The 25,560-nt window shown below is 63.2% G+C and carries 39 protein-coding genes; 20 read left to right on the top strand and 19 right to left on the bottom strand.

Annotation, left to right across the window (positions count from 1 at the left end; genetic code table 11):
- Nucleotides 1-156: 156 nt before the first annotated feature.
- The gene (locus tag KR767_RS04050; RefSeq protein WP_250878182.1) at nt 157-672 is read right to left on the bottom strand and encodes a DUF6631 family protein; all 516 of its coding nucleotides are present in this window, start codon (nt 670-672) and stop codon (nt 157-159) included.
- A 33-nt stretch (nt 673-705) separates the two neighbouring features.
- On the opposite strand from KR767_RS04050, the gene KR767_RS04055 reads away from it, so the two are divergent.
- On the top strand, nt 706-1,023 hold the full coding sequence (locus KR767_RS04055; RefSeq protein WP_250878183.1) for a hypothetical protein: 318 nt from the start codon (nt 706-708) through the stop codon (nt 1,021-1,023).
- A gap of 81 nt (nt 1,024-1,104) precedes the next feature.
- Here KR767_RS04055 and KR767_RS04060 read toward each other — a convergent pair whose 3' ends face one another.
- The 18 genes from KR767_RS04060 to KR767_RS04145 all read right to left on the bottom strand — a co-directional run bounded on the left by KR767_RS04060 (nt 1,105) and on the right by KR767_RS04145 (nt 14,900).
- Nucleotides 1,105-1,860: a phage tail tube protein gene (locus tag KR767_RS04060; protein ID WP_250878184.1), complete on the bottom strand. Its 756-nt coding sequence runs from the start codon at nt 1,858-1,860 to the stop codon at nt 1,105-1,107.
- 5 nt (nt 1,861-1,865) lie between these two features.
- Nucleotides 1,866-2,066: a DUF7210 family protein gene (locus KR767_RS04065; protein ID WP_250878185.1), complete on the bottom strand. Its 201-nt coding sequence runs from the start codon at nt 2,064-2,066 to the stop codon at nt 1,866-1,868.
- Nucleotides 2,067-2,077: 11 nt separating this feature from the next.
- Nucleotides 2,078-2,539 carry a hypothetical protein gene (locus KR767_RS04070; protein WP_250878186.1) on the bottom strand — a complete coding sequence of 154 codons (462 nt, stop codon included), beginning with the start codon at nt 2,537-2,539 and terminating at the stop codon, nt 2,078-2,080.
- The gene (locus tag KR767_RS04075) at nt 2,536-3,048 is read right to left on the bottom strand and encodes a hypothetical protein (RefSeq protein ID WP_250878187.1); all 513 of its coding nucleotides are present in this window, start codon (nt 3,046-3,048) and stop codon (nt 2,536-2,538) included. The genes KR767_RS04070 and KR767_RS04075 overlap by 4 nt, the downstream gene beginning before the upstream one ends.
- On the bottom strand, nt 3,048-3,731 hold the full coding sequence (locus tag KR767_RS04080; RefSeq protein ID WP_250878188.1) for a hypothetical protein: 684 nt from the start codon (nt 3,729-3,731) through the stop codon (nt 3,048-3,050). Before KR767_RS04080 ends, KR767_RS04075 begins: the two co-directional genes overlap by 1 nt.
- A gap of 68 nt (nt 3,732-3,799) precedes the next feature.
- Nucleotides 3,800-6,394 carry a phage major capsid protein gene (locus KR767_RS04085; RefSeq protein WP_250878189.1) on the bottom strand — a complete coding sequence of 865 codons (2,595 nt, stop codon included), beginning with the start codon at nt 6,392-6,394 and terminating at the stop codon, nt 3,800-3,802.
- A complete protein-coding gene (locus KR767_RS04090) occupies nt 6,391-6,795 on the bottom strand; it encodes a hypothetical protein (RefSeq protein ID WP_250878190.1) in 405 nt (134 codons plus the stop codon). The genes KR767_RS04085 and KR767_RS04090 overlap by 4 nt, the downstream gene beginning before the upstream one ends.
- Before the next feature lie 78 nt (nt 6,796-6,873).
- On the bottom strand, nt 6,874-7,740 hold the full coding sequence (locus KR767_RS04095) for a phage minor head protein (RefSeq protein ID WP_250878191.1): 867 nt from the start codon (nt 7,738-7,740) through the stop codon (nt 6,874-6,876).
- A gap of 3 nt (nt 7,741-7,743) precedes the next feature.
- On the bottom strand, nt 7,744-9,249 hold the full coding sequence (locus KR767_RS04100) for a hypothetical protein (protein WP_250878192.1): 1,506 nt from the start codon (nt 9,247-9,249) through the stop codon (nt 7,744-7,746).
- 22 nt (nt 9,250-9,271) lie between these two features.
- Nucleotides 9,272-10,921 (bottom strand): hypothetical protein, encoded by a 1,650-nt coding sequence (locus KR767_RS04105; RefSeq protein WP_250878193.1) that lies wholly within the window; start codon nt 10,919-10,921, stop codon nt 9,272-9,274.
- The gene (locus KR767_RS04110) at nt 10,918-11,502 is read right to left on the bottom strand and encodes a DUF3486 family protein (RefSeq protein ID WP_250878194.1); all 585 of its coding nucleotides are present in this window, start codon (nt 11,500-11,502) and stop codon (nt 10,918-10,920) included. The genes KR767_RS04105 and KR767_RS04110 overlap by 4 nt, the downstream gene beginning before the upstream one ends.
- A 1-nt stretch (nt 11,503) precedes the next feature.
- Complete coding sequence (locus tag KR767_RS04115) at nt 11,504-11,794, bottom strand: VpaChn25_0724 family phage protein (RefSeq protein ID WP_250878195.1); 291 nt, start codon at nt 11,792-11,794, stop codon at nt 11,504-11,506.
- Entirely contained in the window at nt 11,794-12,198 is a 405-nt protein-coding gene (locus KR767_RS04120; RefSeq protein ID WP_250878196.1) for a hypothetical protein, read from the bottom strand. Before KR767_RS04120 ends, KR767_RS04115 begins: the two co-directional genes overlap by 1 nt.
- 218 nt (nt 12,199-12,416) lie before the next feature.
- The gene (locus tag KR767_RS04125) at nt 12,417-12,869 is read right to left on the bottom strand and encodes a hypothetical protein (protein WP_250878197.1); all 453 of its coding nucleotides are present in this window, start codon (nt 12,867-12,869) and stop codon (nt 12,417-12,419) included.
- The gene (locus KR767_RS04130) at nt 12,866-13,552 is read right to left on the bottom strand and encodes a transglycosylase SLT domain-containing protein (protein WP_250878198.1); all 687 of its coding nucleotides are present in this window, start codon (nt 13,550-13,552) and stop codon (nt 12,866-12,868) included. Before KR767_RS04130 ends, KR767_RS04125 begins: the two co-directional genes overlap by 4 nt.
- Nucleotides 13,549-13,884 (bottom strand): putative holin, encoded by a 336-nt coding sequence (locus tag KR767_RS04135; protein ID WP_250878199.1) that lies wholly within the window; start codon nt 13,882-13,884, stop codon nt 13,549-13,551. Before KR767_RS04135 ends, KR767_RS04130 begins: the two co-directional genes overlap by 4 nt.
- A gap of 153 nt (nt 13,885-14,037) precedes the next feature.
- Nucleotides 14,038-14,463 (bottom strand): hypothetical protein, encoded by a 426-nt coding sequence (locus KR767_RS04140; RefSeq protein ID WP_250878200.1) that lies wholly within the window; start codon nt 14,461-14,463, stop codon nt 14,038-14,040.
- Nucleotides 14,464-14,489: 26 nt separating this feature from the next.
- Nucleotides 14,490-14,900, bottom strand: a complete 411-nt coding sequence (locus tag KR767_RS04145) for a helix-turn-helix domain-containing protein (RefSeq protein ID WP_250878201.1) — start codon at nt 14,898-14,900, stop codon at nt 14,490-14,492.
- A gap of 733 nt (nt 14,901-15,633) precedes the next feature.
- Between KR767_RS04145 and KR767_RS04150 the strand changes: the two genes are divergently transcribed.
- Genes KR767_RS04150 through KR767_RS04240 form a run of 19 tightly spaced genes read left to right on the top strand, consistent with a single transcriptional unit; the run spans nt 15,634 to nt 25,558 of the window.
- Nucleotides 15,634-16,062: a hypothetical protein gene (locus KR767_RS04150; protein WP_250878202.1), complete on the top strand. Its 429-nt coding sequence runs from the start codon at nt 15,634-15,636 to the stop codon at nt 16,060-16,062.
- Nucleotides 16,059-16,280: a hypothetical protein gene (locus tag KR767_RS04155; protein ID WP_250878203.1), complete on the top strand. Its 222-nt coding sequence runs from the start codon at nt 16,059-16,061 to the stop codon at nt 16,278-16,280. Before KR767_RS04150 ends, KR767_RS04155 begins: the two co-directional genes overlap by 4 nt.
- Nucleotides 16,277-16,453 (top strand): hypothetical protein, encoded by a 177-nt coding sequence (locus tag KR767_RS04160; RefSeq protein ID WP_250878204.1) that lies wholly within the window; start codon nt 16,277-16,279, stop codon nt 16,451-16,453. Before KR767_RS04155 ends, KR767_RS04160 begins: the two co-directional genes overlap by 4 nt.
- Nucleotides 16,450-16,764 carry a winged helix-turn-helix domain-containing protein gene (locus KR767_RS04165; protein ID WP_250878205.1) on the top strand — a complete coding sequence of 105 codons (315 nt, stop codon included), beginning with the start codon at nt 16,450-16,452 and terminating at the stop codon, nt 16,762-16,764. Before KR767_RS04160 ends, KR767_RS04165 begins: the two co-directional genes overlap by 4 nt.
- Before the next feature lie 15 nt (nt 16,765-16,779).
- Nucleotides 16,780-17,625 carry a hypothetical protein gene (locus KR767_RS04170; RefSeq protein ID WP_250878206.1) on the top strand — a complete coding sequence of 282 codons (846 nt, stop codon included), beginning with the start codon at nt 16,780-16,782 and terminating at the stop codon, nt 17,623-17,625.
- A gap of 28 nt (nt 17,626-17,653) precedes the next feature.
- On the top strand, nt 17,654-19,390 hold the full coding sequence (locus tag KR767_RS04175) for a hypothetical protein (RefSeq protein ID WP_250878207.1): 1,737 nt from the start codon (nt 17,654-17,656) through the stop codon (nt 19,388-19,390).
- A gap of 21 nt (nt 19,391-19,411) precedes the next feature.
- Nucleotides 19,412-19,855: a hypothetical protein gene (locus tag KR767_RS04180; protein WP_250878208.1), complete on the top strand. Its 444-nt coding sequence runs from the start codon at nt 19,412-19,414 to the stop codon at nt 19,853-19,855.
- Between the two features lie 36 nt (nt 19,856-19,891).
- On the top strand, nt 19,892-20,194 hold the full coding sequence (locus KR767_RS04185; RefSeq protein ID WP_250878209.1) for a hypothetical protein: 303 nt from the start codon (nt 19,892-19,894) through the stop codon (nt 20,192-20,194).
- A 3-nt stretch (nt 20,195-20,197) separates the two neighbouring features.
- A complete protein-coding gene (locus KR767_RS04190; RefSeq protein ID WP_250878210.1) occupies nt 20,198-21,445 on the top strand; it encodes an ExeA family protein in 1,248 nt (415 codons plus the stop codon).
- A 2-nt stretch (nt 21,446-21,447) separates the two neighbouring features.
- Entirely contained in the window at nt 21,448-21,870 is a 423-nt protein-coding gene (locus KR767_RS04195) for a hypothetical protein (RefSeq protein WP_250878211.1), read from the top strand.
- Nucleotides 21,870-22,094: a hypothetical protein gene (locus tag KR767_RS04200; protein ID WP_250878212.1), complete on the top strand. Its 225-nt coding sequence runs from the start codon at nt 21,870-21,872 to the stop codon at nt 22,092-22,094. The genes KR767_RS04195 and KR767_RS04200 overlap by 1 nt, the downstream gene beginning before the upstream one ends.
- Nucleotides 22,091-22,303 carry a helix-turn-helix domain-containing protein gene (locus KR767_RS04205; protein ID WP_250878213.1) on the top strand — a complete coding sequence of 71 codons (213 nt, stop codon included), beginning with the start codon at nt 22,091-22,093 and terminating at the stop codon, nt 22,301-22,303. Before KR767_RS04200 ends, KR767_RS04205 begins: the two co-directional genes overlap by 4 nt.
- A gap of 2 nt (nt 22,304-22,305) precedes the next feature.
- On the top strand, nt 22,306-22,599 hold the full coding sequence (locus KR767_RS04210) for a hypothetical protein (protein WP_250878214.1): 294 nt from the start codon (nt 22,306-22,308) through the stop codon (nt 22,597-22,599).
- Nucleotides 22,600-22,659: 60 nt separating this feature from the next.
- Nucleotides 22,660-23,184, top strand: coding sequence for a hypothetical protein (locus KR767_RS04215; RefSeq protein ID WP_250878215.1), 525 nt, complete (start codon nt 22,660-22,662; stop codon nt 23,182-23,184).
- Nucleotides 23,171-23,518, top strand: coding sequence for a hypothetical protein (locus tag KR767_RS04220; RefSeq protein ID WP_250878216.1), 348 nt, complete (start codon nt 23,171-23,173; stop codon nt 23,516-23,518). The genes KR767_RS04215 and KR767_RS04220 overlap by 14 nt, the downstream gene beginning before the upstream one ends.
- Nucleotides 23,515-23,817, top strand: coding sequence for a hypothetical protein (locus KR767_RS04225; protein WP_250878217.1), 303 nt, complete (start codon nt 23,515-23,517; stop codon nt 23,815-23,817). Before KR767_RS04220 ends, KR767_RS04225 begins: the two co-directional genes overlap by 4 nt.
- Complete coding sequence (locus KR767_RS04230; RefSeq protein WP_250878218.1) at nt 23,814-24,023, top strand: hypothetical protein; 210 nt, start codon at nt 23,814-23,816, stop codon at nt 24,021-24,023. The genes KR767_RS04225 and KR767_RS04230 overlap by 4 nt, the downstream gene beginning before the upstream one ends.
- A 3-nt stretch (nt 24,024-24,026) precedes the next feature.
- Nucleotides 24,027-24,647, top strand: a complete 621-nt coding sequence (locus KR767_RS04235) for a DUF3164 family protein (protein WP_250878219.1) — start codon at nt 24,027-24,029, stop codon at nt 24,645-24,647.
- A 2-nt stretch (nt 24,648-24,649) separates the two neighbouring features.
- Nucleotides 24,650-25,558: a recombination-associated protein RdgC gene (locus KR767_RS04240; protein WP_250878220.1), complete on the top strand. Its 909-nt coding sequence runs from the start codon at nt 24,650-24,652 to the stop codon at nt 25,556-25,558.
- Nucleotides 25,559-25,560 lie beyond the last annotated feature (2 nt).

Here is a 25,560-nt window from a genome sequence, read left to right on the forward strand (position 1 = left end):
CGCTGATGAACTGGCGGGCGTGACGGTTTGCTTTCTCTGACCTAGCGCCGCTATAGCCCATCATCGTGGCTTCCGTCAGGTCCGCCCGTCGCTGGTCCTCATGGCGTTTCGCCGCCTCATACAGCAGTGCCAGCTGGCGAAGCGTGTAGCGCTCGCCTAGCTGATCGGCCGGGCCGTGCCCTGCGCGGGCGAGCCTGTCGAAGACGTCAGCCCAACGAGGGCCTCCTTGAGCTTCAGGGCCTGGCCGATTCGGCTGGCGATCTGTCGGATAAAAAAAGGGCCGCAGACACTCCACCAGGCGATCAGCAGCTGGGTGCCATTCGCATCATCCAGAGCGTCGTACCAGTCGGCGTCGGCGCCGAACGTTGCCTCGATAACCAACTCGCGGACGAGGTCGGCGTGGACCGCCAGCACGTTGAGAACGTCTTCGGTGAGCGCTTCTCCTGCTGCAATCTGCTGGTGCAGGTCCTGAACCAGGTGCTTGGCCTTCGCGCGCACACGCATGCCATCGACGAAGCGATACTCCCGCACAGTGACCTGGCGCCCCCCTACCGTGAACGTCAGATCCGGATGGAGAATGGCCACATCGTCATTGCTGGTGTCCGGGCCCGGCTTGGGCGCTGCCGCTTTGGCGTTGTGTGTTTCTTCCGGCGAAATGATTTTGCGTGCCATGATGGGGTCCTAATACTCAATGGAGATGGTGTGATGGCGCAGATCAAATTCGACCCTGGCGAAGAGAAACTGGCACTTGCGTTCGATCACATCAGTGCCTTGCAGGCCGGACTCATGCAGGTTCACGCCCGAGGTGACGTCGACATGATCCTCATCGGCGCCCTTGCCAGGAGTCACCCCAACCTGGTCGAGGTCTTCGAATCCTGGAAAGACATGACGTCCACTTATGCCCCGAAAGCATTACTCGCCCAAGTGAGTGGATCAGAAGTGGCCAAAGGCGAAGCTGAGAAATCGCGCCGGGTAGCGTTCTGGACGGAAGCGCTTCAGAACATGATCGAAGAGAAAAACTGACGCTCCTTACTATCGCCGGATCCACAGCCCAGGAAGCTGGATGCTTTCCTCGCTCCCTGGGCATCCGAACCTACCGCGTTATCAGACCTCCGGATCCACGAGGATGAGACGGGCGTACCCGCCATAACGCGGATTGCTGATGCGCAGCGGGTCCACCCGGGCCGAGCCATTGAGTTCCATTTCGCCGAATGTGGAGTTGATCAGGGCGAGCGTGGAGGCCGGATCGAACGTGATGCGATTCACCTCGCCACGGCATTTGCCAGTCGCACCATCGACGGTGTTTTCACCATCAAACAGAACGTACATGTCCGGATTGCTTCCGCTGAACACGGTTACCAGCGAATGCGCTGAATAGGAATACGCCGCCGATACCGGGCTAGCGGCTTTGGTGAGGAACGTCAGCACGCCAGTGGCGGGATTGAGCGTGTAATCGGTGTCCTTCGTGAGGGTGGCAGCACCGGCTTTAAGTACGACCTCCGCGACCTTGGCATATTCCAGACCCACCATGTCACCGACATCCGGCGTGCCGATCGCCTCGGCAGTCACCGTGCCAGCGGCGATCGCCACCGCAGTGCCGGCGACCGACTGCGCGGCGTTCGTGTCGTTGAGCTGGCCCAGCGTCAACTTCACGGTCATGGTCTTCTTGGTCTGCAGCGTCGCAGCCAGGCCGCGCGCACCGCTCCAGTTCTCGTTCTTCTCATCCTTATCGACGCTGAAGCCCCATTCCAGGGTGCTGGCGTCGTAGACCCACTTCGCCGGCTGGCGGGAGCCATCAGGATTACGGATACCCAGGGCCACTTTGCCCTGCATGCTGAAATATTCGGTCGTCGCAGACATTGGAATCAGGCCTCGTTGCGACCGGCATTGCCGGCCTTGCTGGGCGGGGCGATAAGCCCACGCTTGGGGTCAGCCAGCCATTCCGCTTCTGCCGGCGTCACATCGATCTTGTCGCCCTTGGCGCATGCCTGGCCGGCGTGGGTATGGCCGCCCTTGAGCAGCGTGACCGTCAGGGTGGGGGTTTTCGTGGCTTCTTCGGTGGTCATGAATACTCCGGTCAAGCGGTGACGAGGTGGTGGGTGCGCAGCGCCAGGCGCGCACCGTGACAGAGGACCCCGGCAAACATCACAGTGCCGGCGTCGATCAATTGCAGGCCGGCCGGTTCACCCGCCGGAATGGGCGCCTTACACAGGCCGCCGAGCGTCGTATCGATACGGAAGGCGTCGCGCAGCGCCTCGATGAGGTCATCGAACAGCAGTTCGCTCCGATCACTGTCGTTCAGCGCCATGACGCCCTGGACACGCCACGTTGTATCCACGATACGGGCGCGGCCGTTGGCGCTGCTCTCAGCAATCGCCTGGCGGCGCACGAACCAGCCCAGTAGCCGATCGCCGCCCGGAGCCACATACAAGCTCTTGAGCTTGTCCATCGCCGTGGCATAGCGTTCGTAGGCATGGACCACGCCGACATCCGGTATCGACTGGATCTTCGCCACGATGGCGCTTCGGATAGCGGTCATGCGGCGCCTCCGGCCAGGCGCGCCCGGATGCGTGCCACACCCTCATCCAGCTTGGACTGGATCGTTGGCAAGAGTCGCTGATACGTCTGCTGCCACACCGGCTGCGCCCGGGTGCCTCGCTTGGCGATCGAGCGGCTGATCGCAAAGGCCACGCCGGTGGCTTCCTCGCCACGAATGCCCAGCTTCACCTCGACCCAGTCTTTGAGCGGTTGGATGGGCGGGGCATGCGGCTTGGTGCCCACCTCGACGTATTCGGCGTACTGCTGAGAGGTCGCCACCATGCCGGTGACGCCTTGGTCGAGCAGGTGTTCTTCGCGGAAGACCGCACCTGTCAGGCCCGCGCCATGCAGGCCACCCACACCGCGCGGCATGATCTGCATCAGCTCGCCCTGCACCAGCAGATCGATCTCCGTGGCTGCGCGCAGCATCTCCTGGCCAGCAATCTCGGGCGCCTGCTGCCATAGCGTCGTCAGCTGCGTGATCTGACTGGTATCTACCGTGATATCCATCAGCGCGCCCAGTCCCGGGTGGGGTGGAACAGTCGACGACCGCCCAGGGCGTTACGACGTTCAAGCCCAACCGTGGCGCTGGCCGCCTTGGCGCGATCGCTGGGCGCGTCGCCGACGACGTCGACGAAGGTGGCTTCCAGGTCTTTTGCCCGCTGACGGAACCGCTGCGCTTTGTCCTTGTAGTTCACCGCGTCCGCAGAAATCGTGCTCTCCATCTCCGACGAGTAGTAGCTGACCAGCTGGCCGCACAGCATGCTGGCTGCGAGGCTGGCCACGGCCTGACGATGTGCAGGCAAGACGGTGTCGTCGATACCATCAACCAGGTGCGCGGCCGTGTACGTCATCCGCAATACGTCACCGTTGCGAGTGACCAGCGGCAAGTCAAGCAGGCGCTGCGTCGGAGCGGTATAGACCCGCACCTCGGATAACGGCAATTCGATGGGAGGAATCTGCCCTACGGGATATTCCAACGCCACGACGGTCGATTCCGACGTGAAGCCGCCAGGCAGCTCAATGCGCTGGCCGCCAGTGGACACCAGATCTACCACCACGGGGCGCGGGAAGACAGCCGAGTACCGTGCAAACGCCGCGCGAACGGCATCGTCACGCTGCACGTCGGTGATCACGGCATCGCGATCGCGGACCAGGTCAGCAACCCGTGTCTGGTAGTCGGCAAGCGTCATGGGGAAAGGGTCACGAAGGGAAAAAAGGGGGCCATCCTTGGCCGTCTTGCACGCTCGATAAGCGGCCGTCAGGCGACGATGGCGCCGTAGAAGCCGCGATAGTCGCGGACCGCACCGCCGTAGATATGGCGGATCTTGTAGGTGATCTTGTCGTTGGTGAAGACGCTGCCCGCCGTGGGCTGGTCCTGGACAAACAGCTCGGGATCTTCCTGGCCGTTGTAGAAACCCAGCTCAATGAGAGGCACGTCGGCGTTGTCGGCGGTCGCAAACCAGTTATTGGCATCCGTCCAGTGCGTCACCACATGGACCGTTGGATCCTGGCTTTGCACGAACGTCTTATCGAGGTTCGTGGAGCGCTGGAACAGGTCATAAGCGGCCTGCTGCAAATCGCCCGGAATGGCCAGGTGACGAAGCGGAATACCCAGGCGCTCGCCGCTGCTCATCTCCGCCTGCTGGAACATCGACAGACGTGCGGCCGAGAACGACGCCGCCGCAAGCGCAGCTGTTCCCAGGTTGGCGTGATCGGCATGAAACAATGCCTTGCCATCGTAGATCGCACGATTGGCATCCAGGAAGCCGTAAACGAACTTGTACAGCGTTCGCGCGGCCGAGGTGGCCAGCATGGTCGGCATACGGCGGAACAGGCCCACATCGTCGTTGGCGATCGCCTCCAGCGTGATCGTCTGGAGACCGCCGCGCTTGGACGCGGCGTAGCTCGCCGCCTCATCGTCGGGCGGGTTGAGTTCGTTGTAGGGCGCGCCCTGGGCAACGTCGGGCAGATCACCGAAACCGCCGATCCGCGTGCGTTCCTGGGTACGGAAGTCGGACACCGGCACGATATCGCACAGCCAGCGCCAGTCACTCCAGCCGGGTAGATTCGCGTACTGACGAATCATCGCGCGGGTGATGGAGTCACCCAGGATGTCGGCGAACGTGCCGGAGTTGATGGCTTCGCGGAATACGCGGTCACCCGCCGCCTCGCGCAGACGACTCTCGTCCATGTTGCGGACCAGGCCGGTGACCTTCGCATCGCCCGTGAGCTCGATGTAGCACTCCTTGAACGACATAGACGGCTTCGAACGATCGAAGAAGTCGTCGAGCATGGCGGCCATCTTCTCCGCACGGCCTTCGCCCATCTCGATCTGCATCCCCAGCCCACGTACCTGAGCACCTTCGGCGAAGCGACCCAGATAGGTCCGTTCGTCTTCAATGGCCTTGCGCACGTCGTCTTCGCTGAAGCTGGCGGCCTCGGCGAAACGGGTGGTGAGCCGCTCCTGGGCCACCGCCGGCAGGCGACTGCCGGCGATCAGCGTACGGGCCGAAGCGCGGGCCTCGACCATGCGCAGGCGCGCTTCGAGCTGATCTTCGGTCAGGCCGGTACCGGGCGAACCGACGGCTTCACGGTAGGCCGTGAGTACGTCGTCATCGCTGGCATTGGCCAGGGCGTCAGCCCGCTTTGCATCGCGGGCACGGATCTGAGAAATCATCTGCTCGCGCAGCATGGTGTCGCTCTCCTGGTGGGCTTCGGCGAACCGAATAAATTGCCCGCCGGCACCGGGCTCGATGATGAGATCCACGCTGTCCACCTTGGTCAGGCTGATGGCTTCGCGGAACCTGCCGGATTTCTTGCTCTTGCCGCTGGCGTCGATCGACAGGCCGAACAGATCGGTCATGTCACGGGCGACGGCCTCGCGTAGCTTGGCGGCGACATCGCTGGATTCCAGGACATCGAGCGTGGCCTGGATCTCACCCGAGCCGGCCTCGATGAACTTTGGATCGCTGAGCTTGCCCACCAGCTGGCGAAAGTCCTTGCCACCGCCCTTGATGTGTTCCGCGTCGCTCTTGACGAAGACGCGCACGCCATCGAACAAAGGTGCCGCCTCGCGCAGCACCTCGCGCGGATAGGTCACATTGTTGAGGGACGTCCCCGCGCGAATCACCCGCACCAGGTAGCGCGAGGGCTTGTCGTCATCCCCTACGGCTTCGATGAATACATCCCCGTGCAGGGCGGTGGCGTTATTGGTCTTCGTGCCACCGCCCGCTGCACCCGCTGCCGTCGGTTTGTTCGTTGCGGCGCTTTCGCGCAGCGGCGTCGCACTGGACGCCGGTACATGGGTCGACACGACCTCATAGGGTGTGCCCACGGTGACCTGATTGCTGTCGTCGATGGTGTACGGGTAGGCGTACTGCCGACCATTATTGCCGCTGGTGATCACCACGTTGTCGGGGTAGACGGCAACGAAATTCCACACGTCGGGATTGACCTTGCGAATGGCGGAAAACACCAGTCGCTGTCTTGCCTCGGCATCGGTCGCTGCGGCTTCGCGCACCGTGGTGTCGGTCACCGGCGTGGTGGTGATCACCACTTCAACCGCGGCGCCCAGCGTGACGTTGTTGGCGTCATCAATGGCATAGGTGAACTCGTAGTTCTTGCCATCGCGCTCCACCACCACGCGATCCGGATAGATGGCCTCGATACACACCCAGTCGGTGTCGGAAAGGCCGTAGTTCGCCCGCAACGCGGCCTGCAAGAGGTCGCGCACCTGACCGAACTCGGTCGCTGCGGCCTCGCGCAGTGCGTTCTGGCCGACGATGCCGGCGGTCGGCACCAGGCCGGTGGCCAGCAGCGCGGCGATGCTGGAAGAGAGGCGCGTGCGTTTCACAGCGTCTCCTTCCACACGCGGGTCGCGTCCGACAGGACGCGAATGGTCTTGCCATCGCGATGAGCTTCGGCAAGCACGCGCACGCCATCGGCGAGCGCCCGTTCGGAGGCTTTCTTCTCGGCGGCAGCCTTGGCGGCGGCTTCCTGCTCGGTGTCGGCCTTGTCAGCGGCTTCCTGCTCGGCAGCAGCCTTGTCGGCGGCCTCCTGCTCAGCAGCAGCCTTGGCGGCAGCTTCCTGCTCGGCAGCAGCCTTGTCAGCGGCCTCCTGCTCGGCAGCGGCCTTGGCGGCAGCTTCCTGTTCGGCAGCAGCCTTGTCAGCGGCCTCCTGCTCAGCAGCAGCCTTGTCGGCGGCGCTCTTTTCAGCTGCCTTGTCGTTCTGATTCGGCTTGGGCGGCACGATCATCTCCTATCGCAACAGTGCGACGTGGAGACAATGTCGTGGATATGTGGGCGCGGGTCTTTTAGCGCCCCCTAGTAAGGTTCAGCGCGGTAACACGATCTTGCGCACGATGCCCTGCGGGCTGATTTGGATGGTGCTCGACCCGAAGCTGGATCCGTCGACAACAGGGATCGAATGACATCCGCAGTTGATCGAGTTTTCGGCGCTGGCGTCGGGATCACGCGGGAACATGAGGCTTTCGCCCCCCACGACGTAAGGTTCATCGTAGCGCCGAATCTGATTGTGTGCATGCACGTGCGACGCACGGGGATGGAGCTTCCCGCTCTTCAACCAGCGTTTGTGCAGGTTGGGCACGATGTCCCCCGCCTGCTGGAGAGACTCGTTCTGCGACACCGAATGGGCGCGGCCGATTTCCGTGTACGCCACCGTCATAGCGCGTGACCGTGGCGCACCGCCGAGAATGCGCTGCACCAAGGTAACCGTGTCGGACAGGGGCGTCGCACCGACGATGTTCTGGATCAGCGCACCGTTGAGCTGGTTTACCGCGCGCAGGCTGATGTCACTGATGCGGTTGGTCAGAAATCGTTGCGTGGCCATCAACGCACCGCGGTCGATGCTCGGCCCGAGGATGCTCACCCCAGCGGCGTCGAAAGGTGCGGCAATCGTGCGGATACCGGCTTCCCACGCCTGCTGAGCGCCGGCAGTCGTCGAGCTGGTCACCGCCTGCCGGAAGTCTTCCAGGGCGCGCTCTACTTCGTCTCGCATCCGGCGCAGACGCAGCTGCGCCGAGACGCTGGTACTGCTCCGGAGTGCATCGAGGATGGCCTGCTCCGCGATCTCTAACTGCTTGACCAGTTCGGCAAGCGTATCCTTCTGGATGCGAGGCAGGAATGCGATCTCGGCCTCGGCCGCTTCCAGGAAGCGTCGTACACGCTCTTCGGGATCCATGTCTTACGCCGCGTCGTCTGCCGGTACCGGCGGGACGGGAGCTGGGGGCTGGTTACGCAGGCGCAAGCCGCCCAGCTCCGGACCACCGTTGTCGCCCAACTCTTTCTGAGCCGCCGCCAATTCCTGCGCAGCATCGATTTCAACGCCCAGGCGATTGGCGAGGGCTTGCACCAGGCGCAACGCCGTTTCGCGCGTGATCAGGCCCTCGGCAATCAGGGTGGCGGCGGCCGTCGTGACCTGCACGATCGCGGCGGCGTACTTGGTGATGTCTTTCGAGGTGATCTCTGGCCAGGCGGCTTTGACCGAGCCCAGGATCTTTAGCTGTTCGGCGCTCGGATCTTCTTCCAGTACCTGCCAGACACTGCGGACAACGTAGCGACCGATATCGGCCAGGATGTATCCGATCAGGCTCTGGCGCATGGCCAGCATCTTTTCGGTGGGCTCGGCCATGCTCTCGCCCGTGCTGCGGTTGACGTCGCCGCCACCGCCATACCAATGCTCGGGTTGGGTGGCGCCGCCCAGGATGTGATTCCGGAATAGCCTTGCGCCTTCGGCCGCGTCATTGGCTTGCAGTTCGGGGGACTTCGCGTCCCAGGCCTCAGAATCGTTATGCACACGCACGCTACCAGGAGCCGGCGCGGTGATCTTGCGCGCACGTTCCTCCACTTCGGCCGGCGAGGCTCCCTTTAGGGTCACGTCCCAGACGAATGCACGAAGAAACGAAGCGCGGTCGAGCTCGCCGAAAAGGTACTGGTCGTATGCATCCAGCCAATCGATCTGAGCCAGCAAGTCACTACGGCCCCGCGTGGCGCTACTGAGGTCATTCACGCGGTAGTAGAAACAATCGCCATCCACGAAAGTGCTTCGGATCTCCTGGGTCCGTGCGGTGAAGGCGGTTTCCGGGACGTTGACGATCACGCGGTAGCGCTTCGCCACGCCTCGCTTATCTTTCTTGGTCACGATGCCGATCGGTTGCTCAAGGTTGTCCGGATCCGTGACCACGGTTCCGATCAGCTTAGGGTCCAGATATCCCAGGCGCACGAACCCGTTCAACTCATTGCGGAACACCGGATAGCACTGCTCCCCGAATAGGGCGAGCTCGCGCACACGCTTGGTGAGCTTCAGATCCCAGGCATTGATGCCGTCATCCCAGAATGCATCCAGCGCGTCCTGCGCATCATCGTCCTGCACGGTGAGCCGTACGCCGCCGGCGAGTAGATACGCCACCGGTAGTTCGATCAGCCGGTTGGCCAGCAGGTTGGTCTCCCACTGATAGTGCGCCAGGCGTTGCATGCGATCCTGGGTCAACGGCGACAGGTCGCGTTGTCCGTTGCCGGTGAGCGGCCGCCAATGATCCTCATCCTGGTCGACGGTTGCGCCAGCAGCTTCCACCAGTCGCCCGGTTTCGGGTGGCGATATCGGTGCCGATGACGGATTTCCGGTCACCCAGGCCCAGACACGGCCGATCAAACCCGGCTGAGAGTTTTCGTGAATTTTCGTAGCGTCCATGAGGGGTCTCCGTCGTAACCTTCTAGCGCCCCGGTCGTCCCGAGCGGCTCTCAGGGCCAAACAGCGTGGCCCGCTTTCCGAACATTGATGCGCTACCGGCACGACCGAAGCCGGTTGGCCGATACGTATCGCCGGAGGCATCCACCGACTCACCGGCGGAGGGTTGCGCCTCATCGCGCGCGGCGGCCCACATGAGCACGCCACTGACGGCGGTATCACCGTGACGGAAGCCGCCGTCCATGCCCTTGGTGCGGGCATCGCTCATGCGCGGCGAGCCCTTAACGAGCACGACACTGCGATGGTCTGCGATCCAATCTTCGTCACCGAACGTTTCGAGATCTCCGTCTTCGAACGCCTGGTGGTAGCGCGGGAACCACGTGTCGTACCAGGCACCCGTCAGCTGAACGCACTCTACACGCTGTGGGCCAATGAGCTGTAACGCCGCTTCGGCATGGCTCTGGCCGTTGCCGCGCGCGTCGAACTTGGCCTTGTGCAACAGGGGAAGGTTCAGCAGCAGCCAGGTCACGATCAGTTTCTGGCAGTCGAACGGAATCTTGCGCAACTCGACGCGCAAGGGAGTACGCCAGCGCGCGGTGGACGCGATCGCCTGACCGATGACGATCGGTGACAGATCGCCGTCCCGGGCGAAGTCCTGGCCAAGCACCGTGCGTTGATCCTGGGGGAGCGAATCGACCGCCGGTTTCAGCACCTCGTCAATCCAATCCTGGGTGATGCGCAGACGATCGGGATCCAGCACGAACTCGGCGGGCTTTGCGTACCGAAGCACGGTGACTCCGTCCGTTGTGCATTTCTCCAGCAGCATGCGAGAGAAGTAGACGCCCGTACCGCGTGCAGGAATGCACTCCAGTTCCTCGTCAGCGGCTTCCACGGTGCGATACACCGAACGGACCTCGGCCACGAACCTCGATTCCGCCTCGGATGACCAGGTCTTCTTCGTGACCAGGGCAATGCGTCGATACAAGCCCTCGCGCACGGCCAGGCTGAAGGGCACCTCATGCAACGACCACGGTAACTTCTTCGCCCGGATGTCCTTCAACAGATCGTTGAAGGGGTTGTCTTCGCCGTTGTGCGTGCCACCAATCGACACGCGGCCGCCCCAGATCAGATACGCCATCGCACCGTCAATGACCGGCCCCAGGTGCTGGTGGTGACCTGCCTCATCGATGCGGGCATGCCCCTGGCGACCACGCCAGTTGTAAGGCATCGCCGACAGTGCCTCGATCTTGTGTCCGCTGGCCATCTGGATCTTGTAGCGGACAATGTCCCGCCTCTCGTTGTCGACCACGGCACGCTCGTAGGCGACATCGATGGCGCTGCACGCCACGCCGTACCAACGGGCGAACGTCGCGCAGTCGCCGATGAACTCCGCCGCCATGCCCTGGTTGTAGCCCATGTAGAACTGGTCCATGCCGCCCTGCGCCAGGGCGGCCTCCAGCGCCGCCTCCGCCGCCCACGCGCCGAAAGTGAAGCCCACGCGGCGCCCCTTGCTGCAAAAGCGCACGCGCGCATCGTCCTGGTGCCAGCGCACCTGGTACGGCAGCAGGATCTTTGGGATGTCCGCCGCGGGTAGGCCGGCGAGTTGCTTGCCCGCACGTTCGGCCTGGATCTCATCGACCAGGTTCAACGCCTCGTCGCGTTCTTCCGGCGTCATGCGTCGGTGCCGGCGGCGGTATCGTCCATCTTCACGCCCAGGAATTCAGCACGGATCTGCGCCCAGGCTTCCGGCGACATCCCCTGTTTCTGCGCGACCTTCTCGGCCTTCTCCGCCTGGCGCTGGAGCGCCTTACGCTCGATCTGCTCCCGGCGCTCGATGCTGGCCTTGGTCGACGCTTCCATGTCCCGGATCGCCTTGGCCAGCAGCATGATGTCCATCGGCTTGGGCGGCTGCGGTTTCCCGTCCTTGCCCACCGGGCCGTCCGCCGTGCCAATGTCGGCAATCGTGCGGAACGCCACGGTCTTCAGCATCTCGGCCAGCAACGCGCTGACGTCGCCGCCCGGATTTTCGTTGAGCTGGGTTACCCACTGGCCAGCGACCAGCTGGGCCTCGCGGTAATGCTCCATCTGTTCCCGCGCGCCCTTGACGTAACGGCCCACGGCCGACTTGCTCACGTCCGCGTCGAGCTGGTTAAGGGCATCGGTGATTTCATGGATCGTGCGCCCATCGCGAATCAGCCGATGGCACAGATCGGCAAGGTCCTGGGGCAGCTGGTCGATAGTGGATCGGCGGCCCATGTCAGTCGTCCAGCAGCTTCACACCCGGGACATCCAGGTCACGGCTGACGATGTCGCGCCCGGCTTGGGTGATCCGGGCCATTTCGATGTCGCCGACATCGCGCAGCGTGGCGAAGCCATGCCGACTCAACCAGGCCAGATCCAGGGCCATCGTGTCCGTGTCGGCCTTGTAGCCAAGCGATCGCACCATCGTGCGGATCATCGGCGCGCTCGCGCCCTGGTCGTTGCTCTCGGCCAGGATGCGCAGGATGCGCCCGCGCCGGAAGGCGGTTTGTTCGTCCTGCAATCCCATTAGCGCTCCCTCCGCAGCAGTAACTCGTGGATGACGCCCAGCTGCTCGCGCAGCGCATTGGACGTTGCCTGATTCGCGGCCACGTGTTTGGCCACGTCGTTGATCTTCTCGTGAATGGGACCGAGGTCCCGACCGATCAGGAAGTGCTTCCGAGACTCTTCGATCCTGGCCACGCCTTCCTCGACGTTCGCCAAACGCTCGTTGGTATCGACCAGTTGGGCTTTGACCTCGCCAATGGTCTTGTCCGTGTGTTTGCGCAGGGCGCGATCACCCTGCGTAATCTGCGCGCTCAGGTCCGTAGCTCTAGCTTTGCGATAGACCATCACGGCCACCGTGGCGGCAACGATCGAGCAGCTCGCCGAGACCATCGCGGCGATTGCTTGCAGATCACTCCATGCCCACATGTCACTGTTCCCCTGGTTGCTTCGTTACTTGGGCTGCTGTCGCCCGGTCGGCATTGGCCTTTCGCAGCACACCGCGCCATTCCTCAATCCAAGCCAAACCGTCGAGCACACAGACGGTGGGCACCCCTGCCAGCATGCAATGCGCTGCCGGTGCCAAGGGCTCAGGGATCGGGTCGGTCAGGCGGCGATCCAGTGGCTGGAACGCCGGTACCGGCACCTCAATGACCTGCGGCGCCTTGGTTTCCTTGCGGGTTTCCCCACAGCCGGCGAGCGACGGTAGGACACACAGGAAGGCGAGCAAGATCGGCACATTGCGGGTCGTCATGGGCAGCTTTCGTCAGGTCGGCTTTGTGCTTGGCAGTGAGCACATCGAGTTGCTGTTGCATGGTGTCGCGGGCATCGAGTGCGGCACGCGCCATGTCGCGCAGGGCGTTGAGCTGGTTGCGCTGTGTCTGTAGCGACTGCTTGACTTCGACGAGTGCCCGGTTGGCTACGTTGCGCTCACCGAGATAGCGATCACGTTCGGTGTGTGCATCGCCGATCTGCTTGTCAGCATCAGCCCGGGTGTCTGCCACTCCGGCGGCGTAACCACGATGGTGGCCATGCCATTCGGCGATACCCAGGACGGCAGCGACGCCGAGCAAGCCGTAGGCGATCAATGCCGATTTCATGGGCAAGTCACCTTGCCGGGCCAGCCGGCGGCAAGGTAGGCCGGTTCTAACGTGAGCAGAATCCGGCGCACGTAGGTTCGATTTTCCTGCCAGGCGCCCGAACCTCGTGATCGGTACCGATCAACCTGGCCAAACCAGCGCACCGGATCATCGCGTGCCTCATGGGCCATGCGACGTTCGCGGTCTCGCGCTGCTTCGCCGCCGTTGTATGCGCTGAGCGTCATGGCCCATCGATCGCATGCCGTGGCACCTGGCGCCCGCTTGAACAGCCACTGGTCGTAGCAGGCCACGGCCCGGATGGACCAGGATGCATCCCACGGATCCGGATGATCCAGCCCAGGACATATCTGTGGGATCCATGCGGCGGTCGGCGGAGTGAATTGAGCAAGACCCTGGGCGTATGGGCTCCGGGCCAAGGGGTTCCAGCCGGATTCCTGATGCAGCTGGCCGGCCAGTGTGGCAACCGGCGCATCGATGCCGAAGCGTTCGCCCGCTGCGCGCTCCAACTGAAGGCGATAGCGCACGGAGTCAGCGGGGATGCGTACGGTCGGTGTGTCAGCGGCAAAGACGGCGGATACACCAGGACCGAGGCAAAGCACGGGTAGGACCAGGAGCACCCATAGTCCTGTAGGCCGCCTAGCCAGCCAGGCGATGAGCATCGCGATGATGATGGACGCCATCATGGGAGCAACGCCCCAGCGACCAGTGCGGCCGCCACGATCAAGGCGCGCCGCTTCCAGGCGGTGCCTTGTGCGACGCCGATCAGCGTATGCGGGCGAGCGTAGGGGAAGATCACCCTATCGACCCAGTACCCCAGGTAGGCATACAAGCCGATGCGTGAGGCGCCCCAGATCAGCAATCCGACCTTGGCCGGATTGAGTACGAACACCACCGCGAAGGTGATGACGCCGAGGACCAGGAGGGGCGTCGCGCGAAGCTTGTCGCGGAGACCGGCGGGGATGCGAGGTTTTGGGAGGGTGTCCATGCGACACAAGGTGCCGCCGGACGCGATCAAGGTCTTTTAGCGTTGGCTAATAACGCACTTGGTGGCTTTGCCAAAGGAACAGCATATTACGCCTCGGGTCGGAATAAGCGCTCTCACTGTCGCGATGCTGTGACGGGAGGGTACGACGCCCTCCCTTTTCTTGTCGAAGAGCCATCCGAACGATCACCTGCGATCAAACAAGTTCCGTATTTGCTCCTCGATAACAGGACCCAACGCATATCCTGCGAATGCCCACGTCAGGGCGAAACCAAGTAGGCTGAGCCCTAATAAATTCAGGCCCAAGAGCCCGATGAGAATGCCTGATACGAAGCCTAGCATTGCATAGCAATGCAACTTTGCCTGCTCTCGATTGATACGCAAGAGAGAGCGACGATGCTCTTCCATTGAGATCTCGCGTTGTGGGTATCCGCAACGTGGACAGGCAACCGCCGCGCGGTTGATATGACGCCGCCGGCAACCAGGACACAGAATCAGCCCCGATGCGTATGGCGGGCTACTCCATTCCGGCTCATCCTCTCGCGCTTCGGTGTATTCGTTGTAGTCGCGACCGGCGACCCGGTTGTTGTCACCATTCGTTTGAATATTCATGCAGCCCCCTGCTTCCATAGCGTTGCTTATTTCTTCTTGCCGCTTCCCTCGTGAAAGTCACGACCGGCGACGCGATTTCCGTTGCCCTTCACTGATATGCCGGCCGAGGAACCAGACTCGACCTCGCTCGTGGTCAGAGACCGCCTAGCCATTTCAAGAAGCCCTAAGCGATCGGATGCCGTCATCGTCCGGAGGATTCGAACGAGCTCCCGTTCCTCCGCAGACAACACGAGTTCACCTTCGCCGTACCACTGGGGCCAGAGATCCCGTAGCGCAACCCCGATAGTGGTCGAAATCCACTCTTCCACCTTTTTGCTTCGACTCCGGCCGTTGATGACCGCTCCAACGGTCGTCGGAGCGACCCCGCACGCGTCTGCGACTTCCGTTTGCTTGTAGCCGGCAATGGTCAGCGCGGCCTTGATTTGCGCCGGATGCATTAAACGGCCCCCCCGGCTATTGACGGGCAAGCCTCATTTATGTACCGTAACGATGTAGTACATTTTAGCGGCACATAAATGACACGCAATCGCTCGCGCAGTGGCGAAGAGAGAGAAAGCCGGTGGAGATGACCGAAGAGCAGAAACGCGTTGCCAGGCTCAAGTACGAGCTGGCCATCCGTGACTACAGGCAGTCCGACGTGGCCCGTGAGTGCAGCGTTGAACCCACGACCGTGGGAGCCGTCATTCACGGACGCAGCCGGAGCCGGAAAATCGAAACACGGATCGCGGCGATCACACGGTTGCCGCTCGCCGAACTCTGGCCGCAGTGGTACGGGGAGTACGCTTCCCGTCGCCGTAGGGCCCGTGCCCCGGCGAAGTCTGCCGAATCGCGTCACGCGGTTGCGGGCTGACCTATGCGTGAAATCACCAAGGTGACTCCACACACGCCTGGAGCCTGCGAAGCTCGCAACGGCATTGCGCGCGTTCAATACCGAGCCCCCACGCACGACTCCAGCGCAGCCGTTTCAATGGCTTGCACATGCATTAGCTCGACGATCCGCTGTGTCATAGGGGGTCCAAAAGGGCAATTGCTTCAGTCCATAGCATTTCACAACGTGCAAGGCCCTTTCGCAAGGGCAAAAGCGCGCCGTGTTTGGAATAGCCCCGTTTCCACGTCGCGGCGGGGTATCCAATGAGCCGTCGGAATTGGAAGACCTGGGCACCATCGAGCTTGCAGGAGGCCGTCGAGGCGTGTGTCGCCTTCGCGCAGGAGAAGCATCGGCTGTCCGTGGAACGCATTGCCGATCTGGTCGGTGAGACCAAGTGGACGGTCTACAAGTGGATGGAACAGGGCTCCGTACCTGCGCGAAAAATCGCCGGACTGGAGCATGCGTGCGGGCGCGCTTTCATCACCCAGTACCTCGCGACGAGCGCTCGCAAGCTGCTGGTCGACCTTCCCACGGGACGCATGCCCACCCAAAGCGACATTCACGCCGTCCAGCAGGCCTGCAACACCGCCATCGGCGCGCTCCTGGCATTCGCCCAGGGCGACGCGACCGCTACCGATACCGCCGATCACCTCACCGCTGCCATGTCGCTGCTGGCCCACGAGCGCGCTCAGGTGCAGCGCCACGACCAACCGGAGCTTGATTTGTCATGACCCACGCCGCCACCAAGCCGACTTACACCGTCGAGACCTGCAAGCAACAGATCATTGCAGCCGCCAAGTCCTGCATCGCCTTCGAACGTGGCGCTCAGCTGGCCGAACAGCATGGCGACACGGCAATGGCCGCCGACTTCCGTCGATATGCGGCGGGTCGAAGTGCCGACGGATTCAAGTGGGCGGAATTCTTGCGCGTGGCGGGAGCGGCGGCATGACGACGCTGAGCACGCCCTTGATCTGCCCGAAATGCGGGGAAGACCTCCAGCTGGAGGTCGGGGAATATGCGCCGAACAACGAGCTTGACTTGGTTCTCACGTGCGAGTGCGGTGACCAGCCCACGCTCAACGCCTTCGTGGCCTTCGATGACTTCATCGAGGTGACCGAATGAGCGGCACTAACTACATCAACGCTGCGCAGCAGCGCGTGCTGAAGCTCCTGGGGTTGCTGTGCGGTAACGAGGTTCACGGCCTCGCCCCCGGCGAAATCGCCCAAGCGCTGCGCACCAGCCCGAGCAACGTGACCCGGGATCTCGCCAACCTGCGCGAGGCCGGCTTTGCCGAGCCGCTGGACAACGGCCGGTGGCGTGTCACGCCCCGTATGGGCCAATTCGCCCTTCGCATCCTCAGTGCCCTTGATGACGCCGGCCGGCGCGTCGAGGAAGTCCGCCGCCGCTTCCAGGCCGGCGAAGCCCATCGTTAATCGGAGACCCACCACATGGCACGTCCACGCACCGCTCGTTCCCCCGAAGCGATCCAACCCTCAGACGATGGCATCAACCACGACGCCCTGGAGCAGGCAGGCCAGGCCCTGGCGGAGCATGCCGGGCATATTGCTGCCATTGACCAGCAGTTCAGCGTCCCAATGCGCTACAACCTGGATGCCTATATCGACCGCATCAAGCAAAACGCGGCCGAGAGCGCCCAGCGCTTGATCGAAATCGGGATGATGCTCATCCAGATCCGTGAACGCGAGGCCCAGGGCACCTGGATCAAGGCGCTCGAAGACATTGGCATGGGTGTGCGATTCGCTCAGCGCGCCATGCAGACGGCAGCGAAGCTGCACGACCTCCCGCGCCTGCAATCCCTCGGCGTCACCAAGGCGTTGGAGCTGCTTTCCGAAGACGACGACACCCTGGTCGAACTGGAACAGGGCGGCACGCTGGCGGGCTACACCGTCGACGAGCTCGATCAGATGAGTGTGCGCGAACTGAAAGCGGCGTTGCGCGCCGAGCGCAAGGAGCGTGAGGAAGAGAAGTCTGCCGACGAAGAGATCATCCGGGCGAAGGATGAGCGCATCAACAAGCTCACCCGTGATCGTCGTAAGAGCAGCGGCCAGGACCAGCTTCGCCAGCAAGCGGAAGACCTGCTACGCGACGCCGACGAAGCCGTGGTCGAAGCTACCTCGCACCTCGCACGACTGCGCAAGGTCGGAGACGACATCAATCAACTGTATGCGGACGCGGGCCTGAGCCTTGACGATGACGTGGCGTCGCGCATCGAGTCGAATGGGCGCTGGGCTGTCGACCAACTGGCGCAGCTTGCCGAACTGGTAGGCGAGTAAGGCCATGCAGCCGGGGGAACTCGCCGAAATGGACTACGTCCGCAACCTGGCGGATCGCCTGGGTCGTGCGCGTCACGGCGAAGCGGGTGTTCTGATTCAGCAGGCCCAGCAGTGGCTCGGCGGTGTGTCGCGCCCCACGGTCTATGCCAAGTTGCGCGCCCTCGCTGGGTGGACCAGTGGCCGTAAATTGCGCACCGATAAAGGTGACAGCCGCCTATCCGAGACCGAAATCAAGACCGTGGCGGCGGAGTTACGCGCCGCCACCCGGCAGACCGGGAAAGCCCTGATGCCGGTGGAGGATGCCATCAACATGTCGTTGGCCAACGGGCTGCTGAGTCAGCGTGTCTCGGCAGGCACAATGCTGCGGCTGATGCGTCAACACGACTGCCATCCGCGTCAGTTGGCGCGGCCCGAGCCGCACATCAACATGCGAAGCCTGCACCCGAACCACGTTTGGCAGCTCGACGCATCGATCTGCGTTCTGTACTACCTTCGCAACGGCCGTATGGGCGTGATGGACGAGCGCAAGTTCAACGCGCGCAAACCTCGCGATCTGGCGCGTGTCAGCAACCAGCGTTTGCTCCGCTATGCGGTCACCGATCACTACAGTGGCGACGTGCTTTGCCGGTACTACAACGTCGCTGGCGAGGACCAGCAGACGCTGTTCGACTTCCTCATGTGGGTCATGCAGCGCAATGATGCGCACGTAATGCACGGCGTGCCCTGGATGTTGGTGTGGGATGCCGGCAGCGCCAACCAGAGCCATGCGATCGGTGCGCTTCTCACCGCCCTCATGATCAGGCACTGGGCTCATAAGCCAGGTAACCCTCGTGCCAAGGGCCAGGTGGAGAGCATTCACAACGTCATCGAACGCAAGTTCGAAGGCCGCCTGACGTTTACACAGATCGATAGCGTCGAACAGCTCAACGCGGAAATGGATACCTGGCTGCGTGCCTTCAATGGTACCGCTATTCATAGCCGCCACAAGCACACGCGCGATGCGTTGTGGCAGACGGTCCGTCAGGATCAGTTGCGCCTGTGCCCAGCGGAAGACCTCTGCCGGACCTTGCTGCATAGCCGCCCCGAGGCGCGCAAAGTCAAAGGCAACCTTACCATCCAATTCACGGCCAAAGGCTTCGAGCCTGCGGTGTACTCGGTCGAGCATGTGCCCGACGTGCGCGTGGGCGACACGGTGATGGTTGCGGTGAACCCATACCGAGCGCCATGCCTTTTCGTGCTGGCGCAGGCCGAAGACGGCTCGACTCGATACATCGAGTGCGACCCCATTGCGACGGATCACGCCGGGTTCCTTTCAACCGCGGTTGCATTCGGTGAGCGCTATGGCGCCAAAGCCGACACGCCCGTGGACCGTGCGCGCAAAGAGCTCAACCAGCTCGCCTACGGCGAACGCGAGGGGCTCGATGCTCTCGCGGCGCGCAACAAGGGTCGCATCGCGTTCAACGGCACCATCGATCCCTTTGCAGATGTACGCGAGACCGCGAAGAACACGCCGCGCCACATCCAGCGTCGCGGTACCGAGCTTGACGTACCCAACCCGGTGCAAATCGAGCTCAAGCCCTTAAGCCTGCTTGATGCCCTGAAGGAGCTCAAGTTCCGACTGGGTGATCGAAACCTCACGAAAGAGGAATCCACCGCCGTTCGCCAGTGGTATCCGGACGGTGTCCCCGAAACCGAACTCGATGACCTGGTTGCGCGCGTCGTTGCGCTCAGTCAGCCGCGTCCCCGTCTGTCCGTCGTGGGCTGAGCGCCCTGGAGACCTGCCGCCATGAAAGCCATTTTTCGCGTAACTGATCCTCGCTTGTTGCTTGAAGCCAGCCCTGGCGAGTTGTTCACGCCGCTGGGCCCGTACTTGGTCGAATGCGTGTGCGCCATCCGCAGCAGCATGACCGACGACGGAATCCAGCCCGACCTGGCTGCACCCAAACGGCTCAGCCCGGACGCATCGATACCGGTCGTCGTTCTGGCTTGCCGCATGGATCCGGGCGAGCCGGAGTATTACCCGGCGGGCTTCGAAATGCTGCTGCCCGCCGCATCACCCATCGTCTTCCTGGCGATGACCGCGCCCGTCGCACTTGAAGCCAAGGAACCGCGTGGTCTGCCGGACGCGCCGTCGATTTCTGTTGCATCCCCGGTCATCACCTCTCCCTTGGCCAACGCCATCACGGCCAGCGTTCACCTCGCTCGCCCGGAGCTCGCCACCCGCCTGTAGCCCGTCGTCCCTTCCTAACCTGATCTGGAGATCAGCATGCACGCCAATTCCGTCGTTGCTCCATCGCCGTCGACTCGCTCCGCCCTGGTTGCAGTCGGCCATGTCCGTCATGGGCAGCACTTCGTGCGCAGCACATCGACTGCGCCCAGCGAGGTGTTTGTTCCCATCAGCTATGCCGGCGCACCGGCCGAAGACACCGACCACACGTGGGCCGTGGTGGTTGCGGTCAATAAGCGCTCCCAGGGATACGTTCCCGGCCAGTTGATCAAGCTGGATCGCGCTGAGCGCGTACGCCTGGTGGCCGAGAGCCGGCACCCGGTGTTTGTCCTGGAGGGCTGACGGATGAACCATCCGGGCCGTCCCATCGAAAACCAATGCACCCCGCTGCAACTGCACGGTTTGCTCCGCCGGCATCGCATCAGCCAGAGCGAGCTATGCAAGGTCATCACCTATAGCGAGGGTCCGCGCGCTGGCCAGCCGATCGCCCATAGCACGGTGTCGTGGCTGATCCTCCGCCAGGAAATGCCGCGCTCCGTGAACATCGAAGCGCTCAAGGAACAGGTGTGCACATTCCTGCGTAGCCGCAACGTTCCCGAGGCCGAGATCGCCACCGCCTTCTGTCATGAGGGCTCGACGGAAGAGCTCTTTCCCAGCGCACGGCCTCGGGCTGAGCGCGTTTCCCAGCCGATCGAACGCGACATCGCGGACGACACCATCCAACTCCCGGAGGCAGAAATGCTCAGCCAGTCCGCACGTGAACACTTCCACCTGTCCCGTCACCCGTTCCAGGACGACGTGCAGGGCCCGCAGGACGTCTATCTCAGCACGGACCAGCGTTACGTGCGTGAAAGCATGTACTACGCGGCCAAGCACGGCGGATTCGTGGCGGTGGTCGGGGAGAGCGGTAGCGGCAAAAGCACGCTGCGCCGCGACTTGATCGACCGGATCCACCGCGAGAACGAGCCGATCATCATCATCCAACCGCAGACCATCGATAAGCGACAGCTGACGGCGGCGCATATCTGCGATGCGATCATCGGCGATCTCAGCACCGAAACTCCGAAGCTGTCGCTGGAGGCCAAGAGCCGGCAGATCCAGCGCATTCTCGCCGCCAGTGCCCGCAATGGCATGTCGCATGTCCTCATGATCGAGGAAGCACACGACCTGAGCATTCCCACGCTCAAGTACCTGAAGCGTTTTTGGGAAATGGAAGACGGTTTCCGCCGACTCCTGTCGATCGTGCTGGTCGGCCAGCCCGAGCTGGGTGATCGCCTGGACGAGCGCCGCAACCCGGACGCGCGCGAAGTCATTCGCCGCTGCGAAATCGCGCGACTGAAGCCGCTGAACGGCAACCTGGAAGACTACCTGACGCTGAAATTCAAGCGCGTGGGTGTGAAGCTCACCGATGTATTCGAAGCGGATGCGTTCGATGCCATGCGTACCCGCGTGACGCGTCGCCGTCCTGGCACCAATGAGATCGAATGCCAGCTGTATCCGCTGGTGGTGCACAACCTGATCGTCCGCGCCATGAACCAGGTCGTTGAGCTTGGCCTGGACAAGGTCAGTGGCGAACTGATCGGGAGGATCTGAGCATGCAGACGTCACGGTTCTATTCGCAAGAAGAACACCTGGCGCATTTGCGGGCCGTGGGCCTGGTGCTGGACGAACGCGCCCGCCAGATCGGGATTCACGGGCACACGGCGCTGGGCGACGATCTCTATGGGCTGGAAGAGCTCGCGGCAGCGGCGGCGTTCTTCCTGCTCCCCACGCACTTGGATCCGTCGGTGCGTCTCGATGGTCCGCTGGGAGACCCCGTGACGCAGTCCTTGCGTGAACTGGTTGCGGATGCCGCGTGGGTCGGCATCGAACGGGATGGCGCCGCCGAACACGAGTTTCATGCGGCGCCATCGAAGCTCCCCGCGCGGATCCGCACGCTCGTCGTGGGCATTGCCCTGGGGCTGGCCGAGCTGGAACGCGTGTTGCGCTTCCAGAGTGTGGTCAAGGGGCGTGCGTGATGGCCGCCTCGACGCCGCACCAGCGCCTCTACATTCGCTGCCTGCTCGCAGAATTGGGCATCGCGACGCTGTTTGTCAGCGAGCCCTTGCTGCCGTACGCAGGGGCAGCGGGTTTGCCGGAGTTGACGGTGGGCCAGCGCCTGGATGAGGTGCTTCGGCACCTTGACAGCAACCAGGCACGCGCACTGACGAAAGCCTTGGTGGCCACCGAGGTGCCCGCATGAAGGCGGGAAACCTGCATCCGAAGGGCCAGGTCTGTTACGGCATGGAGTTGGCCATCCGTTTCGCGGAATGGGCCCGGTCGTGCCACGGCACGCCGTCCATCGAACAGATCCAGGCGCAATTCAACGTCCATCGCTCCACGGCTTACCGCTGGCGTCATGCCTGGTTTGCTGCGCGCGGTGAATGCCCACCCAAGCGGAAGAGGTCCTAACGATGCCTCGCTATCCCGACGCCTACCTGAACCACTGGAGCGACATTTACGTCATGCAGGAGGTCAGCCACCACGGCATCACGCTGGAGCAGTTCCTGGTGCATCCCCAGCAGATCCTCAACCGTATAGGACGCGTCAACGCCGCGCGTTACACCGAGGTAGAACCGGTTCAGCACCGATGCGATCGGCGTGCCGTCGCCGCGCTCCGCATGCGCGGTGAGCAGTTGGTGGAAAAGTTTTGGCGCGGGCCACGTCACGGCAGTCGCGGGAACATCCCGCGACCCCATCGGCGGTAACGCATGCGCATTACGTGCCCCTCTTGCTGCGCGTCGTTCAGCCTGGACGTGGCTGTCCAGATGGATGCCTCCCGTGCCGCGCTGCTGCGGGCGCTGGCGATGCCGGCACCGCTGGCTCACCTATGGGCCCAGTACCTTGGCATGTTCCGCGCCAAGGGCCGCGCCCTTGCGCTGGATCGCGCGGACCGCTTGATGGCCGAGCTTGTCGCCATGCTCGATGAGGGCGTGGTGGTCCGCAACGGCAACACGCGGCAGGCACCCCTTGATACATGGCGCCAGGCGCTGGAGCAGATGGTCGAGCTGCGTGATGGTGGAAAGCTCCAGCTGCCCCTGAAGACGCACGGCTACCTGCTGGAAATCGTGTTTGCTGCGGCCGAACGCGGCGCCGCACAGGCGGAGCGACAGGTCGAAGAAACGCGCCGACGCGGCGAGCAGCGGCGAACCACGGATAACCACCTTGAACGCCTGGACAAGCTCGCGCGCATCCGTGGCGATTTTGAGGTCGGCCTGATTGATCGCGAAACGGCGGAATCCCAACTGCGCGCACTCGGTTATGCCCCGGAGGCTCTCCATGCCACACGTTGAACTGACCCTTGATACCTTGCTGGCAACCCTTCGGCGGCACATCGGACGCCGCCAGGGCGTAACTGCGACAGCGCTTTGTCGTGAGGTTCTCGGCATCCCGCCCACGGCGGGCGACGAGCGACACCTGCGCGAGCTGGTGGTTGAGCTGCGTAAGGGCGGCCACCATGTGTGTGCGCACCCGCGCGATGGCTACTTCCTGGCCCAGGACGCGGACGAGCTCGAAGAGACGTGCGCGTTCCTGCGGTCACGCTCCATGTCGGGCCTGGAGCAGGTCGCCGCCATGAAACGAGTGTCCATTCCCGACCTAGTCGGTCAGATGAGGATGCCGACATGAGCGGGCTACGCTTCGCCGTAGGCGACCTGGCTATCCTGGCGGTCGCCCGTTCGTTGATCGGCCTCCGCTTTGAAGGTCGTCCCTGCACGGTGCGCATGATTGGCCCCTATGGCGCCGGCCAGGTATTAACGCATCCGGTCCACGGGCGTCCCTGCATCGTCGACGCAGACGGCGACTATCTCGTGGTCTTCGATGACGGCAACGCCGCATGCCCGCTTGACTTGCAATTGCGTCGGATTGAGCCGCCAGCCGAGCCGGCCGCAATGAGTCGCAGCGACGTGGTGGAGGTGCAGGCATGAGCTGCCACTGCGTGCGCAACGTGAACCGCCAGTTGGCCAGCTCGGGCGCGCGACTGATCACCATGACGCCGCGCCAGGGCAACGGTAGCGCGGCGGGGCCCGCTCGCATCTTGGTCCGGGCCTCCTACATCGATCCGACCCACCGTCAGCCGCCGATCGCGGTGGCGACCCATTGCCCGTTCTGCGGGCTTAAATACGAGGATTAACTCATGCACACCGAACACGACACGATTCCGGCGGGTCACCGTCGCGATGCCCAGGGTCGCTTGGTGCCGGAAAGCAAGATCAAGCCCATCGATCGCCTACGCGATGAACTCGTGCGCGAGCTGTTCGCCGAAGCCGAGACGGTGCAGGCCCATATCGCCGCGTTCAAGCGCAAGGCGATGGAGACCATCGATACCTTCGTCCAGATGTCCGCCGAGCAGTACGGCGTGACGCTCGGCGGCAAGAAGGGCAACGTCACCCTGTTGAGCTTCGACGGCGATATCCGCCTGCTGCGCGCCATCGCCGAGTCGATACAGTTCGATGAGCGCTTGCAGGCGGCGAAGGCGCTGATTGACGAGTGCCTGGCGGAGTGGACGGTGGGCGCTCGGCCGCAGATCGCCACGCTGATCCAGGACGCGTTCCGGGTCGATGCCACGGGCAAACTTCGCACGGGCTCGATCCTGACCCTGCGGCGCCTAGATATCACCGATGAGCGCTGGCAGCGCGCCATGCAGGCCATCGCCGATGCAGTCCAGGTGATCGGCAGCAAGAGCTATCTACGCTTCCAGCGGCGTGACGAGCACGGTGATTACCAGCACCTCAGCCTCGACTTCGCGGGGGTGTAACGATGACTTTCCGCAACCTTACGCTGTTTCGACTTTCGCCCGCCGTTGCCGACGACCTGTCGCGGCTTGACGAGGCGCTGCCCGAGCACAAGCTGCGTTCGGTGGGCCCGCTGGAACTGTCCACGCGCGGCTTCGTTTCGCCACTCGGCCTTGGCAGCGATGCACTGACGCATTCAGTTGGCTGCTGCACGATGGTCGCCGTCGGTAGTGAGTCCCGCATGCTCCCCTCATCGGTCGTGAACGATGAGCTTGCCAAGCGCGTGCAGAAGATCGTGGACGAGGAAGGCCGCAAGGTCTCGGGCCGCGAGCGCAAGCGCGTGAAGGACGATGTGCTCAACGAACTGTTGCCCCGCGCGTTCGCGAAGGCGTCACGCATGCGTGCCTACGCCGACAAGAAAAACGGCTGGTTCGTGGTTGATACTGCCAGTCGGGCGCGTGCAGAGGATGTGCTGAGCCAGATTCGCGAGGCGCTGGGTAGCTTCCCGGCTATACCGCTCGCGCCCGAGGAATCGCCTCGCATCCTCATGACGCACTGGATCGCATCGGGTGATCTGCCCGCTGGTCTCGCCTTGGGCGACGAGATCGAGCTGCGCGACCCGGCCACGGCCTCCGGTGCCATCGCCCGATGCCGTCGCCAAGATCTGGATACAGACGAGGTGCGCGAGCACCTGCGCACGGGAAAACAGGTCTTCAGCCTGGGCCTGCTTTTCGACGACAGGATCTCTTTCGTCCTGGGTGAAGACCTCATCGTGCGAAAGCTGCGCTTTACCGACGTGGTGCTCGACGAACATGCCGACGATCACGAATCCGCAGTGGTCGAAGCCGACGCCAACTTCGCACTCATGTCGCTGGAATATCAGCGGCTCCTAGCCAAGCTGGCCGAGTGGTTCAAGCTGCGGAGGCCCGGATAACG

It is taken from the genome of Luteibacter anthropi (assembly GCF_023699965.1).
Taxonomy (GTDB): Bacteria; Pseudomonadota; Gammaproteobacteria; order Xanthomonadales; family Rhodanobacteraceae; genus Luteibacter; species Luteibacter anthropi.

Bases quoted from the DNA above. Each gene is read 5' to 3' on its own strand.
- KR767_RS04050 (WP_250878182.1), bottom strand. From the start codon at position 672: ATGGCACGCAAAATCATTTCGCCGGAAGAAACACACAACGCCAAAGCG.
- KR767_RS04055 (WP_250878183.1), top strand. From the start codon at position 706: ATGGCGCAGATCAAATTCGACCCTGGCGAAGAGAAACTGGCACTTGCG.
- KR767_RS04060 (WP_250878184.1), bottom strand. From the start codon at position 1,860: ATGTCTGCGACGACCGAATATTTCAGCATGCAGGGCAAAGTGGCCCTG.
- KR767_RS04065 (WP_250878185.1), bottom strand. From the start codon at position 2,066: ATGACCACCGAAGAAGCCACGAAAACCCCCACCCTGACGGTCACGCTG.
- KR767_RS04070 (WP_250878186.1), bottom strand. From the start codon at position 2,539: ATGACCGCTATCCGAAGCGCCATCGTGGCGAAGATCCAGTCGATACCG.
- KR767_RS04075 (WP_250878187.1), bottom strand. From the start codon at position 3,048: ATGGATATCACGGTAGATACCAGTCAGATCACGCAGCTGACGACGCTA.
- KR767_RS04080 (WP_250878188.1), bottom strand. From the start codon at position 3,731: ATGACGCTTGCCGACTACCAGACACGGGTTGCTGACCTGGTCCGCGAT.
- KR767_RS04090 (WP_250878190.1), bottom strand. From the start codon at position 6,795: ATGATCGTGCCGCCCAAGCCGAATCAGAACGACAAGGCAGCTGAAAAG.
- KR767_RS04095 (WP_250878191.1), bottom strand. From the start codon at position 7,740: ATGGATCCCGAAGAGCGTGTACGACGCTTCCTGGAAGCGGCCGAGGCC.
- KR767_RS04100 (WP_250878192.1), bottom strand. From the start codon at position 9,249: ATGGACGCTACGAAAATTCACGAAAACTCTCAGCCGGGTTTGATCGGC.
- KR767_RS04105 (WP_250878193.1), bottom strand. From the start codon at position 10,921: ATGACGCCGGAAGAACGCGACGAGGCGTTGAACCTGGTCGATGAGATC.
- KR767_RS04110 (WP_250878194.1), bottom strand. From the start codon at position 11,502: ATGGGCCGCCGATCCACTATCGACCAGCTGCCCCAGGACCTTGCCGAT.
- KR767_RS04115 (WP_250878195.1), bottom strand. From the start codon at position 11,794: ATGGGATTGCAGGACGAACAAACCGCCTTCCGGCGCGGGCGCATCCTG.
- KR767_RS04120 (WP_250878196.1), bottom strand. From the start codon at position 12,198: ATGTGGGCATGGAGTGATCTGCAAGCAATCGCCGCGATGGTCTCGGCG.
- KR767_RS04125 (WP_250878197.1), bottom strand. From the start codon at position 12,869: ATGAAATCGGCATTGATCGCCTACGGCTTGCTCGGCGTCGCTGCCGTC.
- KR767_RS04130 (WP_250878198.1), bottom strand. From the start codon at position 13,552: ATGATGGCGTCCATCATCATCGCGATGCTCATCGCCTGGCTGGCTAGG.
- KR767_RS04140 (WP_250878200.1), bottom strand. From the start codon at position 14,463: ATGAATATTCAAACGAATGGTGACAACAACCGGGTCGCCGGTCGCGAC.
- KR767_RS04145 (WP_250878201.1), bottom strand. From the start codon at position 14,900: ATGCATCCGGCGCAAATCAAGGCCGCGCTGACCATTGCCGGCTACAAG.
- KR767_RS04155 (WP_250878203.1), top strand. From the start codon at position 16,059: ATGACCCACGCCGCCACCAAGCCGACTTACACCGTCGAGACCTGCAAG.
- KR767_RS04160 (WP_250878204.1), top strand. From the start codon at position 16,277: ATGACGACGCTGAGCACGCCCTTGATCTGCCCGAAATGCGGGGAAGAC.
- KR767_RS04165 (WP_250878205.1), top strand. From the start codon at position 16,450: ATGAGCGGCACTAACTACATCAACGCTGCGCAGCAGCGCGTGCTGAAG.
- KR767_RS04170 (WP_250878206.1), top strand. From the start codon at position 16,780: ATGGCACGTCCACGCACCGCTCGTTCCCCCGAAGCGATCCAACCCTCA.
- KR767_RS04175 (WP_250878207.1), top strand. From the start codon at position 17,654: ATGGACTACGTCCGCAACCTGGCGGATCGCCTGGGTCGTGCGCGTCAC.
- KR767_RS04180 (WP_250878208.1), top strand. From the start codon at position 19,412: ATGAAAGCCATTTTTCGCGTAACTGATCCTCGCTTGTTGCTTGAAGCC.
- KR767_RS04185 (WP_250878209.1), top strand. From the start codon at position 19,892: ATGCACGCCAATTCCGTCGTTGCTCCATCGCCGTCGACTCGCTCCGCC.
- KR767_RS04190 (WP_250878210.1), top strand. From the start codon at position 20,198: ATGAACCATCCGGGCCGTCCCATCGAAAACCAATGCACCCCGCTGCAA.
- KR767_RS04195 (WP_250878211.1), top strand. From the start codon at position 21,448: ATGCAGACGTCACGGTTCTATTCGCAAGAAGAACACCTGGCGCATTTG.
- KR767_RS04200 (WP_250878212.1), top strand. From the start codon at position 21,870: ATGGCCGCCTCGACGCCGCACCAGCGCCTCTACATTCGCTGCCTGCTC.
- KR767_RS04205 (WP_250878213.1), top strand. From the start codon at position 22,091: ATGAAGGCGGGAAACCTGCATCCGAAGGGCCAGGTCTGTTACGGCATG.
- KR767_RS04210 (WP_250878214.1), top strand. From the start codon at position 22,306: ATGCCTCGCTATCCCGACGCCTACCTGAACCACTGGAGCGACATTTAC.
- KR767_RS04215 (WP_250878215.1), top strand. From the start codon at position 22,660: ATGGATGCCTCCCGTGCCGCGCTGCTGCGGGCGCTGGCGATGCCGGCA.
- KR767_RS04220 (WP_250878216.1), top strand. From the start codon at position 23,171: ATGCCACACGTTGAACTGACCCTTGATACCTTGCTGGCAACCCTTCGG.
- KR767_RS04225 (WP_250878217.1), top strand. From the start codon at position 23,515: ATGAGCGGGCTACGCTTCGCCGTAGGCGACCTGGCTATCCTGGCGGTC.
- KR767_RS04230 (WP_250878218.1), top strand. From the start codon at position 23,814: ATGAGCTGCCACTGCGTGCGCAACGTGAACCGCCAGTTGGCCAGCTCG.
- KR767_RS04235 (WP_250878219.1), top strand. From the start codon at position 24,027: ATGCACACCGAACACGACACGATTCCGGCGGGTCACCGTCGCGATGCC.
- KR767_RS04240 (WP_250878220.1), top strand. From the start codon at position 24,650: ATGACTTTCCGCAACCTTACGCTGTTTCGACTTTCGCCCGCCGTTGCC.